The organism is Planktothrix mougeotii LEGE 06226, assembly GCF_015207485.1.
Lineage (GTDB): Bacteria > Cyanobacteriota > Cyanobacteriia > Cyanobacteriales > Microcoleaceae > Planktothrix.
Genome location: NZ_JADEWU010000056.1, coordinates 24399 through 38039, shown reverse-complemented (window position 1 = coordinate 38039; position 13641 = coordinate 24399). Strand labels below are relative to the sequence as shown.

The following is a 13641-nucleotide window of genomic DNA, read 5'->3' as shown; positions in this document are numbered from 1 at the left end:
CATCTTTCCCACTATAGTTCGCATCGGTACTGGTAGCAGCTTGCAGTTGAATTGTATAGGCTTGATTTGCATCAACTGTATTATCGGCTACACCCGTTACCGTAACGGTTTGGGCGGTATTCCAGTTGGCTGAGGTAAAGACTAAGCTTTCCGGGGCTACGGTTCCTTCTGCGGTGTTGGAACTCACCACCGGAATGGTGACATCTGCCGTGGGTTGAGAATCTAATTGCACCGTAAAGGTAGCTGGTTTACCGAATTCATCGGTAGTGAGTCCGGTGGTCGGAGTGACGGTAATTCCGGCAACATCAACGTCAGTATTCGTAACAGAGACATCCGTTGCATCTTTACCGTTATAGTTCGTATCGGTACTGGTAGCAGCTTGCAGTTGAATTGTATAGGCTTGATTTGCATCAACTGTATTATCGGCTACACCTGTCACCGTAACGGTTTGGGCGGTATCCCAGTTCGCTGAGGTAAAGACTAAGCTTTCCGGGGCTACAGTTCCTTCTGCGGTGTTGGAGCTAACGACCGGAACGGTTACATCGGCTGTGGGTTGAGAATCTAATTTCACCGTGAAGGTATCCGTTGTACCGGATTCATCGGTGGTTAGTCCGGTGGTCGGAGTAACGGTAATTCCGGCAACATCAACGTCAGTATTCGTAACAGAGACATCCGTTGCATCTTTGCCACTATAGTTCGTATCGGTACTGGTAGCAGCTTGCAGTTCAATCGTATAGGCTTGATTTGCATCAACTGTATTATCGGCTACACCCGTTACCGTAACGGTTTGGGCGGTATTCCAGTTCGCTGAGGTAAAGACTAAGCTTTCCGGGGCTACAGTTCCTTCTGCGGTGTTGGAGCTAACGATGGGAATGGTTACATCTGCCGTCGGTTGAGAATCTAATTTCACCGTAAAGGTAGCTGGTGTACCTGATTCACTGGTCGTTAATCCGGTGGTAGGAGTAACGGTAATTCCGGCAACAGGAGCCTCCGCAATTTGAACCGTAACATTTCCGGTGACGGGGGGATTTATACCATCACTGAGGCTATATTCAAAGCTGCCATCTCCGATAAAATCTGCTGTAGGCGTAAAGATGACGTTACCGTTTTGTAGTTCTACAGTCCCGTTTTGAGGATTGCTAACTGCCGTAATACTCAGGGGATCGTTTTCAGGATCAGTATCACCGTCTAATAAGGTGGCGACAGGAATCGTAACAGGGGTATTTTCTGTGCCCTGAACTGTATCTGCATCGGCGGTGGGGGGTGTATTTGTTAACAGATTGATTTGTAGGGGTTGAGCATCCAATGTATAACCGGATGCTGTAGAGGATCTTGTAAAGTTAATGGTAGCTCCATCAAAGGATGGTAAAGCAGTAAAGTTAGCTGTATAAAGAGTGACAGGATAAGTTTGAGTGGCTCCAGGCCAAGCACTGCCCAAATCTGTCCAACTGTACAAGATAAAAGAGTCTGTACTGGGATCGCCATCATCTGTTTGCGCTGTTTCAGTGCTTTCTTGAGGGCCTAATGTCAGAGGTGCAGAGAGTGTATTACTAAGATTCGTGAAATCGAGTTCTTGAGAATTAAAGTGTAATCGAAGACCTAGCCCTGTTAAGGTTGGATCGCTGGGATTAGCCGTGTTATATGTAACATCAAATGAAATAGGATTATCCGGTGAGGCATTTATTGTTGTTGGGTTAGCTCTAATAATTTGTTCTGGCATTTGATTCAAACTCCTTACAATATTAAATCAATGAGTTGATCCTTTAAAAACAACCGATTGAATTATTAATATAATATACTTTTTGTTTTCATTACATCAGCATCTCTTAACTTTTTTTAATATTTTAATTTAATAAAAAATATGACTGATTAGTTTGATTTTAATTATTAAATAATAATGAGATTTTATGATTTTTAAAATCACTGAAAAATACTTTCTGGCGAGGCTCCTTTAAAAGGTTATTACAAAATATAGCACAATGATTGTCATGGCTAATCAAAATTACCAAGTGCCATAGCTTTTCCAATAGATAATTTTTGTATGGCTTTTTAGGTAGGGAAAATTTTAAAAGTAAAAGAGTGATCAGATGATCACCCTTTTACGATTGACTTTAGATCAAAGAGACTGAATTATTTGAGGCAATAGGAGGCATATACAAACCCAAGAATTCTTCTAATTCCTGACTCGTTGTACGAGTTGCGCCTGTTCCCAGATATGCAGGATTAGCGAGTTGATCCCCACGGAAACCAAACAAATATGCAAGTTGAATGACACCATCTGTTAAAGCATCTGGCGTGCCATTGCCATCAACATCCAGCATATTGGTTTGAGCTTGCTCTAAATAATTTGAAATTTCATCTGGATAGATACGTTGTCCATCACTAGCGACTTTTCCATCAGTTAAACTATCCTCGGTGAAACCAAACAGCGAGCTTAAACTGAGTAAACCATCCGTTAAAGCATCTGCCGCACCATTCCCATCAATATCCAACTCCCGACGCACAACATCAAGGGTATAGTTAGGATTGGTCGCCCCATCTTTACCAGCGACTTTGATATAGACCGGATCATTGCCAGTGGGGAAACTAATAGACTCATAGTTGCGATCGCTAGTTAAAGAACTATCAATCAAAGTTCCGTCGGCTTTGTACAATTGCAGATCCAGGTCGCCTTGAGCGTTATCAAAGTTAATCGTGATCGCATTAGGATAACGTTCAGGAATCCGAGTTGGCGTGATCATGTACCAGTCAGTATCTCCTGTAGTAATACTCAGACCCGGAATACTCAAGGAATCGTTTGGCCCTAACTCACCCAAATCATGGGCTTTTGCCTGACTGTTATTGTTTCCATTGCCTTCTAAAGCATCCGAGGTAATTCCTTCTCCGCCTCGACTAATAGCGGCAGCCGGGGCATTGACCTTCAGGCTATATTCCGGGTTAGGAGCATTACCCGCCACCCTGACAAAGTAAGTTCCTGCGGTTTGACCAGCAAGACTGACGCTTTGAGTTCCCGTTGCCACTGCCGCAGAATTGACTGCTAAACTGCCATTATCTCCAGCTTTATAGAGTTCTAAGGTGAGGCCAGCAGTTGTAGCAGAGACCAAGGAGATACTATTGCCATCAGTACCATCACCCTCAATTTTAAACCGATACCAGTCTTGATCATCGGCCGTATCCAGATTCAGATTAGAGAACGTATATTCTGAACCCGCTAAATTGCCCAGATAGTAGGCAGCACTGGCCGAGTTGTTGTTTTGATTACCCGTAATATTGCCACTTAAATCTGTGGTTTCAGCAGCGTCAGGAGTAATCCGTTGACTGCGATTGCTGGCTACAGCACGATCACGACTGGCGAAAGCGGTGAGGAATTGAGTCCATTTGGTATCGGCGGCAAAGTGGAAGTTATTACCATTGTAGGTACTTTGATAACCAGAACCATTCACAGGAGGCAGGTAAATACTCAGACCGTTTGCTCCAGAGTAGTTTACTTGGTTGATGACTGCCGCTTGCAGAGCTTGAGACACTTGACGAGCCGCATCCCCAATTGGGCCATCTAAACGATTATCAACCGCCTGCATGAAGCCACCCAAATCCCGCTCATCTTCAATGTAAAAGGTTCTGGCTTCTGAACGCGCTTGAGTAATCGCTTGCCAATCACTATCGCTGGCATTAGCGGTAGCATCCACAAAGGCATCCAATTTAGCTTTAAGATTATCTAATGCGGAAGTGCGGATAGCAGACTGAGTTTCACTATTGTTATAAAACTCACCATAGGCATCGACAATCGCACCGCCCATTTGTTCAGCATCCAAGCGACCGCCTCCATCCGCCAAACGTTGGAACCAGCCCGCGTAATCCCAACCATCACCCGGCTCTGGGTTTTGGGCACCCACAAACACATCGGTTAAGTTTTTCAGGTCGTAGGTTGCTTCGGTTAAAGCCATCAGACAGGCATCTAAACCGACGACTTGCAGGCTATCTCCTAAACCGGCATTGGAAATTGCACTTGTCAGTTCACTCACCGATAAATTAGCATTACCGCTTGTCTCATCCCAAGCTACACCACTGCGACCACCACCATGATCCCAAACCACAACGGCATAGTTTTGTGCGGCGTAGTTATTTTTACCCCATTGGATAAAGTCAGTCAGGGTTTGGGGATCACCCATATTCAACTCACCCAAACTGGTTAAGTTGCTAGAAACCGTAGAGGTATTAAAGTCTTGTTGAATCACACCCCGACGGGTATCTACCCAATTGCTAGAGACATAACCGGGTGCGCCGTCATACTGAACCACAACATTGACATTATCGGGCAGTCCGATGGATTCCATTTCATTAATATCATCCAGACCTGCTGCTGCGAGGTTGTTGTCCCCGGCAATGTAGACCATAATCGTCCACTGATCCGTGGATGTACCGGGGTTCACACTTGCCGTTTCCGGTGCATTCAAGGACAAACTGTAGGGGGAAGGATTCGCTCCTGAAACCTTAGCATAGTAGGGGGTGTTACCATCACCAGGCAGTCCGGCTAAGGAGATACTGGCTAATCCTGAATCGGGTTGAGAAACAACCGGGTAATTCGAGAGCGGATTTCCGGCTTGATCATACAATTCCAGGTTTAAATTAGCGACGGAATCGTAATTGATAAAGATTTGGTTGTTTTCGGTACTATTTCCTGCGGGAGTAAATTTAAACCAATCCACATCCGTGGGATTGTGAATGCTCAAACTCCCTTGAGTCGAGGTCAAATCTTGAAGAACAGTGGCTCCGGTTCGTTCGTTGTTACCCGGTTCAAACTGATCAGCGGCAACATCTAAAGAACCTCCGTTTCCAAAGGTGGGAGTGATCTGTAACCGATAATTGGGATTAGTTGCCCCCTCATAACCGTAGGCTCGGACGTAATAAGTGCCTTGGGCTGCGGCATTAAAGGAAACGGTTTCAGTGTCGCTCGTTCCTTGGGATTGGCCGATCAGTTGGTTATTACTATCCCGAACTTCCAGATCCACATCTCCGTAGTCATGTTCAAAGGTGAGCCGAACATCGACATTTCCGGCACTCGTTTTTCGGAATTTGAACCAATCATCGTCCGCGGCTTCAAGGGTCAAATCGGTGAGATCAATTTGATCTTGAATAGCACTGACAACCCGCGTCGGATCGGCACTACGAGTTGTACCGAGGTTACTAGCGGTTTCAAAAGTATCATTGTCCTCGTAGTTGTCTCGGTTAATCGTCGTGTTCCCAGGATTAGAGTTAGGATTATTGGGATCGGCAACAGGAGCATCCACCTGAAGCTGGTATTGAGGGTTAGTCGCTCCGGCATAGCCAAAGACTTTCACATAATATTCACCGGGGATAAGTCCCTCTAAGGAGATACTTTCAGAGTTACTGGTACTTCCCGAACTTCGCAGGAAGGTTCCCGCAGCATCATACAGTTGAACATCGATATCCCCTAAACTGTGTTCAAAACCATTAACAATAACTTGATGGGAGGATAAACCCGCACTGCCTAAGTTAAACTTGAACCAATCTTCATTATTGGCGGCATGAATGTTGAGACTGGGAATTATCGCGTTATTGAGGACAAGGCTTGCTGTCTCTCGACTATCATTTGGTTCCCGGAAGTCGGGTTGAATTCCTGCGGCGCTAGATGATGTCACCGGAGCAGTAATCGATAAGCCGTAACTGGAATTACTGGCTCCCGCATAACCATAGACTCGGACTTTGTATTCTCCAGCTGGAAGATAAGCCAAGCTCACTTCTTCATTAGCATAGAAACTGTAGGAACCACCAACAACTTGCCCATTAGAATCGTAAACTTCTAAATCTAAATCTCCCGATTGGGTTGAGTTGATTGTAATCTTATCGTTGAGTCCTCCGATTTGAGTTGTTGTAAATTTGAACCAGTCATCATCATTAGAGTTAATCTTCAGATCGGTAAAACTGCTTTCTCCACTGAGGAGTTTTGTCTGTAGATCGGTAGCCTGATCTGAAGTATCATTTTCTTCAAATTGATCATCTCCGGTATTATTGATCGGGCTTGAGGAAGTTGAGGTAACAACATTGAGGTTATAGTTATTCGTTGCTCCAGCATAGCCGTAGGCATGAATATAATAATCGCCTGCGGGTTGACCGACCAGACTAATCGTTTCAGTGTTGCTAACTCCGTAGGAACCTAAATATTGACCCGTCGGTGTTAACACTTCTAGGTCTAAATCCCCTAGATTGTGCTGAAAATCTATACTGACGTAATCACTGGCTTGGGCTGGGCTGTTGAGTGTAAATTTGTACCAATCATCATCTAAAGCCCTCAAAGCGATAAAGGTTTGTTGTCCGACGGGTAAAATAGTTGCTGATGTTTGAAGATCATTGTCTTCAAATGGATCATCGCCGCCCGTCGTCGGTGCTGTTCCTCCTATAGCATTAATATTTAAACTATAGTTGGGGTTCGTTCCTCCATAGCCCGTCACCTGTGCATAGTATGTGCCACCGGGTAGGGAGTCTAGGTAAATGGTTTCGCCATCCCACCAATTATAGGAACCGCTAACGTAGTTGCCAGATTGATCGTACAAATAGAGGTCAAGGTTGCCTTGAGCGTTACTAAACCCGATATTAATGTTACTCCCAGGGATCGGATTTTGGGGAACCGTAAACTGGAACCAGTCATCATCGTTGGCGACTAAGTTGTTGGCAGAAAATTGACCATTGGATAGCTCTAATTGCTTTGCTCCTCCCAGGGAGTCATTTTCTTCATACCGATCATCTGTAACTGTAGTACCACCCGTAGTTGCATTCAGCGTTAATTCGTAATTAGGGTTTGTAGCTCCAGCCCAACCAATAACTTGAGCATAGTAGGTTCCTGCACCCAGTCCACTTAAAAGAATACTTTCGGTGTCATTTGAACCTGATGTTGAACTGCCCACCCAGTTGTTATTTTGATCGTACAAATAGAAGTCGAGATCCCCTAGACTGTTCTGAAAGTTAATCGTGATATTACTACCGGGGGCTTGATTTCCTGGTAGGTCAAATCTGTACCAGTCGGGATCGTTGGATTGAATGTTGGCAATATTACCGTAGTAACCTAAGCTGATGGGAGTGGCTGTTTCTCTCGTGTCATCTTCTTCTAAAGAATCTGCAATACCATTATTATTTCCACTACCAGCAGAAGTCGCATTAATTGAAAGGCCGTAGGTAATGGGTGCAGCGTTGGGGTTAGCTGGGTTAGCGTAATCAGAGTACCCCCAAACATCGGCATAATAGGTTCCCGGAGTTAGATAATCTAAGGGAATAGTTGCGCCATTCGAGTAGCCATTAGAAAAGTTATATGAACTGTTAACCCAGTTGCCATTTTGATCGTACAAAGTTAAGCCTAGGGTGGCTATCGAGTTAACAAGATTCGCACTAATATTGCTACCAGGACTCGGATTTTGGGGAACCGTAAACTGGAACCAGTCATCATCGTTGGCGGCCAAGATTAAACTGTTGTCAGAAAATTGACCATTTTGTAGTTGTAATTGCGCTGCTCCTCCCAGGGAGTCATTCGGTTCATACCGATCATCAACGGTAGTCGCAGTAGGAGCATCAACTGTAAGACTATAGTAGGGGTTGCTGGCTCCATTGTACCCAATCACTCTGGCATTATAAGTACCAGCCGCTGCATTGGGAATACTGATCTGTTCTACATCTCCAGAAGTAGCGGAGGAACCGACTAATTCATTCGCGCTATTGTAAAGTTCAAAATCTAAATCTCCCTGATCATTGAGGAAATCTAACCGAACATTCAAAGTCCCCGTATTGGCGGTTTCAAATTGGAACCAATCTTCATCATTGGACTGAAGCACTAAACCATAGTAGGGGTTCCATCCTTGGAGCAGGCCTAAGTCGCCAGTTCCGATAAAATCATTTTCTTCATAGGGATCATCAATTGCTGCCCCAGAGGTTGGCGAGATAGTTAGGCTATAGTTGGGGTTACTAGCACCATTCCACCCGTAAATCTGGGCATAGTAGGTTCCGGCAGGGAGATAGCTTAAGTTAACGGTTTCGTTATTGCTAGAGCTAGTAGAACTTCCTAGCCAAGTCCCGTTAACGTCAAGCACTCGCAGATCTAAATCTCCTAGTGCGTGGTCAAAACCAATCTCAACATTTGTTGAACCGCTACCTGTGGTTTGAAACTGAAACCAATCATCGTTATAAGAATCAATACTCAAGTTGGGTATTGATAAGGCTGTACTGACTACTCCTAAGTTAGCAGCCCCTCCTCCCAGGGAGTCATTCGGTTCATATAGATCAGGCATAATTTTTCACCCTCGATTATCTAACAATCATCAAGTTGAGTCTAGGCTATTAGATTTAATAGCCAGGAATATCGCTAACCCAACAAACTATCTAGCGCAACGAAGTTTATTGAGCAGAGAAATATTAAATAGGAATAATGCGTCCTGTTGTGCAGAACGGTTTCAGCAATTTTAGTAGCAGGTCAGTGAGAAATTTGGGGTGGGGGAGGAGGGAACCCTGTGAAAGTCAAAACGAGTAAGGTTTAAGGCTTAAAACAGTTGGAAGATGTATTCAATCTGAAACTAAGTATATCATCTCATTCCGAATTGGATCTAACATTTTTCAATTTTTCTGGGTTTTGAAACAAAATTTAATGAGACTATACATTTCATTAAAGATAGAATTAATAAAGCTAAATTTAAGCCGAAGCCTAAAACTTAAGATTAATTTAAGTTTTACTCTAACAGCAGTAAAATTATTAACACTGACTATCTATGCGAGAATCTGATATTTTGCGTTCCCTAGAACCCCAATCTCCTCCCTCTATTTCTTCCCCAGTTTCAACTTCTCCCCCTAGTACGGAGTTATTGATGCCATCACCAGGAATTGTCACGACTCCTCATACAACCGTATTAGTAATTACGGGAATGCACCGTTCAGGAACGTCCTTAATTGCCACTATTTTGCAAGAAGCTGGTGTCTATTTAGGGGATCAATTAATTGGAGCTAATACAGGTAATATTAGGGGTCATTTTGAGGATGTTGAGTTCGTCCAGTTTCATCAAACCGTATTGCGATCGCAAAACTTAAATATTGAGGGATGGATGATTCAACCCCATAAACAAATCTTACCTGAATATGTAACAGTCGCTAAAACCTTAATCACCCGAAAATCTCAACGAAATCTCTGGGGATGGAAAGATCCGCGCACGACATTATTCTTAAACTTTTGGCAAACCTTAATACCCCAAGCTAAGTTTATCTTTGTCTATCGTTCTCCTTGGGAAGTGGTGGATTCTTTGTATCGTCGAGGAACAGATGATTTAATTCAACAAAATCCTCAACTTGCGATTGATTCGTGGATTTTATATAATCAAAAAATATTAGAGTTTTATCGTAAAAATTCTTCTAAATGTATATTAATCAATGTTAATTATTTAATTAATAATAACCACGAGCTTATTAATAAAATTAATCAAGATTTCACTTTGAATTTATCTCATCCAAACTATGCTCAAATTATTCAACCTCATTTATTAAAATCTAAATCGATTCCTAGCTATAGAACTGAAATTATTAAACAATATTTCCCCAAAGCCTTAGATTTATATTTAGCATTAGAAGCTGAATCTTCCCCTTTAAATGCCGAACCTCAGTTATCCTGGTTACAGTGGCAACCTTCCGAGCCTCCTCAAGCCTGGATCTGTCAAGATTGGCTAAAAATCAGAAATTTAGAACGGGAAATTGAGAGTTTAAATACTGAATTAAAGCTGAATAAAACTCAACCCATTCCATCAGAAATTATTCCAGTTAAACCCTCTGATTTTGTTAGTTCCCAAGGTTTAAAACCCTATGAAGCTTGGTTAAATGTTAATCAGTGGAATCAAAGAGCACAGATGTTCTTACATTCTCGGTTAAAAAAGGATATATCAAAGCTTCCCAAACTATCTGTGATTATGCCAGTATATAATCCTTTAATAGAATATTTAGAAAAAGCGATCGCCAGTGTTACAGAGCAAATTTACGTTAATTGGGAACTTTGTATTGCAGATGATGGAAGTACCAATCCAGAAATTCAAAAACGACTAAACCAATGGCAAAAACAAGATTCGCGTATTCGTGTTATATTTCGCCCAGAAAATGGCAATATTAGTCAAGCGAGTAATAGTGCAGCAAGTTTAGCAACCGGAGAATTTTTACTGTTTTTAGATCATGATGATCAACTCACCCCCGATGCTTTAGCAGAAATCGCCTTATATTTAGGGGAACATCCAGAAACAGAATTTCTCTATTCCGATGATGACAAAATTGATAGCCAAGACAATTGTTTTGACCCCCAATTTAAACCCGATTGGTCACCAGAACTGCTATTATCCTATATGTATATCGGTCATTTATGGGGAGTGAAACGAGAAATTTTTGAGCAATTAGGGGGATTTAGAATTGGATTTGAAGGAGCCCAGGATTATGATTTTGCCTTAAGAGCAACGGAAATTTGTCATCAGATTGCCCATTTACCTTTAATTCTGTATCATTGGCGAGCAATTCCCGGTTCAACAGCAAATTCAGCCCTGGCTAAACCCAATAGTTTTAAAGCTTCTATTCAAGCGTTACAAGAAGCTTTTGAACGTCGAAAAATTACAGGAACTATTCAACAACCTAACTGGGCAATTCATAAACAAGTTGGGGTTTTTGAACATCAATTTCCCGATCAAGGGCCATCTGTTACGATTTTAATTCCCACTAAAAATAAAAAACAGTTATTAGCAGCTTGTTTATCTTCCCTGAAGAAAACAACTTATCAAAATTATCAAATTGTGATTATTGATAATGGGAGTGATGATGCTAATAGCCTAGCTTATTTAGAACAGCTTCCCCAGCAAGTATTAAAGATTGAAACTCCTGATAAAACCTTTAATTTTGCAGCCATTCATAATCAAGCAGTTCAACAGATTCAGAGTGATTATATCCTATTCCTTAATAATGATACTGAGGTGATTTCTCCCCAGTGGTTAAGTCAAATGATGGGTTATGCTCAAATCAAAGGAGTGGGTGCTGTTGGAGCGAAATTAGTATTTCCCAATGAAAAAATTCAACACGCTGGAGTTGTTCATGGACTCCATCAAGGATTAGCAGGTCATGGGTTTAAATTAAGACCCAGTAAAGCCAATGGTTACTTAAGTTATATTCAAGTTGTTCGTAATTATTCGGCGGTTAGTGCGGCTTGTTTATTGACACCTCGGAATTTATTTTTAGAGGTTGGAGGATTTGATTCAGAACAGTTTGCTGTGGCGTACAATGATGTTGATTATTGCTATCGACTCAGTGAGAAAGGATGGAGAAGCGTTTATTGTCCGACAGCAGAATTAATTCATCATGAAGGTGCTACCAGAGGTTATCAAGATTCACCCCAAGAAGTAGCAGCATTGCGACATTTATATGGAAATAAAGTTGATCCCTATTATAGTCCTCATTTATCCTTAGCGGATGAGAATTTTAGAATCCAACCTCGGCGGTTTTTCTTAGGGTCAATGAAAAAACGATTGCGGGTATTAATTGCAAGTCATTTATTAGATTTAACAGGTGCACCTTTACATCAATATGAAATTGCAGTGGAGTTAGCAAAAGCTGGAATTATTGAACCGATTGTTTTTTCATTTCAAGAAGGGCCATTACAATCAGACTATCAAAAACAAGGCATACAGGTAATGATTTGTAAACCTTATCCTTTAGACGTAAAATATGATTTAGATACCTATAATCTGGTGATACAAAAATTAAGTCAGCAGTTATCTAAACTCAAGATAGATGTTTTTTATATTAATACATTACCCAACTTTTTTTTAGTAGATTGCGCTCAACGATTGGGGATTCCTTGTATTTGGAATATTCATGAAAGTGAACCCTTAGAGAGTTATTTTAAAGGATTAAACCCAGAAATCACTCGTCATGCTTTAGAGTGTTTTCGGTTTCCTTATCGTGTTATTTTTGTGGCTTCCGAAACTCAAAAAAATTATTTAGATTTGAATCATAATAATAATTTTACCGTAATTTATAATGGGATTAATCGCAGTTCATCCCCAATGAGTAATGCAACTTGGACGAGGGAAAAAGCTAGAGAATCTTTAAAGATCAAAAAAGATGAAATTGTTTTATTGCTATTGGGAACGGTGGGATCTCGAAAAGGACAAAAAGATTTACCCTTAGCTTTGGCAAAATTACCTCCAGAATGGCAGAAAAAAGTTAAAATTTTGATGGTTGGCGATCGCCCTAGTTTCTATAGCGATGAATTGAAAACTTTAGTACGGAGTTTACCAATCGTTTTACAGGAAAAAATTAATATTATTCCTGAAACTCGTGATACAGAACGTTATTATCAAGCGGCGGATATCTTTATTTTAACTTCTCGAATTGAAAGTTTCCCCCGTGTGATTTTAGAAGCCATGAATTATGGTTTACCGATTATTGCGACACCTGTTTTTGGGGTCAAAGAACAAGTTAAACAAGGGGTGAATGGGCTATTTTATCCTGCGGGTAATATTGACGCTTTAGCGAAGGTTATTACTCAGTTATTAACGGATGAAAAATTGCGATCGCGCCTCGCCCAAAATTCCTTAAAGATTTTAGAACGCTTTAATACCTTTGAACAAATGGTAGAAAGTTATGGTCAAATTTTGCAAGAAGCTTATTTAACGGGTTCTCCAGTTTCAGATTCTCCTAAAACTTCACCTGAATTTACCAGGGTTAAATCCGAACTTCCTCTAGTTAGTGTTTGTATTCCCACCTATAATGGTGAGAAATATTTAACAGAGGCGTTATCAAGTGTCGTTGATCAAACCTATCCTCATTTAGAAATTATTATCTCTGATGATAGTTCAACGGATAAAACTTTAGAAATTATTGAATCTTTTCAGAAAAATTGTTCTTTGAAAGTATCCCTATTTCAGCATGAACAATATGGGTTAGCCCAAAATTGGAATTATTGTGTCTCTCAAGCTCACGGGAAATATATTAAATTTTTATTTCAAGATGATTTATTGGAACCCAATTGTCTTGAAGAATTGGTAAATTTAGCAGAAACCGATACAGAAATCGGTTTAGTTTTTTCACCTAGAAATATTATTCTATCTCCAGAAGCAACAGCCAATCAAATCTTGCTGAGAGCTTATTATGGTTATCAAGATTTACATCAAAATTGGTCTAACTTAAAATCAATTCAAACCGGAAAAGATTTATTAACTGATCCTCAGTTACTTCAGAGTCCACTGAATAAAATTGGCGAACCTAGTACCGTTTTGATTAAAAAAGCCGCAATTGAACAACTGGGAGGGTTTGACTCAGAATTTAAACAGTTGTTAGATTTAGATCTCTGGTTCAGACTCATGGGCTGTTATAAAATTGGATTTATCAATCAAAAATTATCCAGTTTTCGTTTACATTCTGATCAACAAACTTTAAAAAATGCTGAGTCAGGTTATTCTGAACTGAGAAAATTTTATCAAAAACTGTATACTCATCCTGATTATTCATTTTTATCCGATGATCTAAAAAATCTAGTAGGGCGGATTTATCAAGGTTATCTGTAGAAATCAGAAATGATCAATAAAATTAACCTGCGATACCAATAGACGGTTGCTAGGCTATCGC

At 41.0% G+C, this 13641-nt stretch carries 3 protein-coding genes; 1 reads left to right on the top strand and 2 read right to left on the bottom strand.

Annotation, left to right across the window (positions count from 1 at the left end; translation table 11 throughout):
• Together IQ236_RS19685 and IQ236_RS19680 are read right to left on the bottom strand one after the other, a co-directional pair.
• A partial coding sequence (locus IQ236_RS19685) for a cadherin-like domain-containing protein (RefSeq protein ID WP_193870863.1) occupies nt 1-1720 on the bottom strand: 1720 nt, incomplete at its 3' end.
• A 391-nt stretch (nt 1721-2111) separates the two neighbouring features.
• A complete protein-coding gene (locus IQ236_RS19680) occupies nt 2112-8294 on the bottom strand; it encodes a pre-peptidase C-terminal domain-containing protein (protein ID WP_193870862.1) in 6183 nt (2060 codons plus the stop codon).
• Between the two features lie 474 nt (nt 8295-8768).
• Between IQ236_RS19680 and IQ236_RS19675 the strand changes: the two genes are divergently transcribed.
• Nucleotides 8769-13580 carry a glycosyltransferase gene (locus IQ236_RS19675; RefSeq protein ID WP_193870861.1) on the top strand — a complete coding sequence of 1604 codons (4812 nt, stop codon included), beginning with the start codon at nt 8769-8771 and terminating at the stop codon, nt 13578-13580.
• The last annotated feature ends 61 nt before the right edge of the window (nt 13581-13641 follow it).

Coding starts and splice junctions, on each gene's coding strand:
- IQ236_RS19675 (WP_193870861.1), top strand. CDS start 8,769: ATGCGAGAATCTGATATTTTGCGTTCCCTAGAACCCCAATCTCCTCCC.
- IQ236_RS19680 (WP_193870862.1), bottom strand. CDS start 8,294: ATGCCTGATCTATATGAACCGAATGACTCCCTGGGAGGAGGGGCTGCT.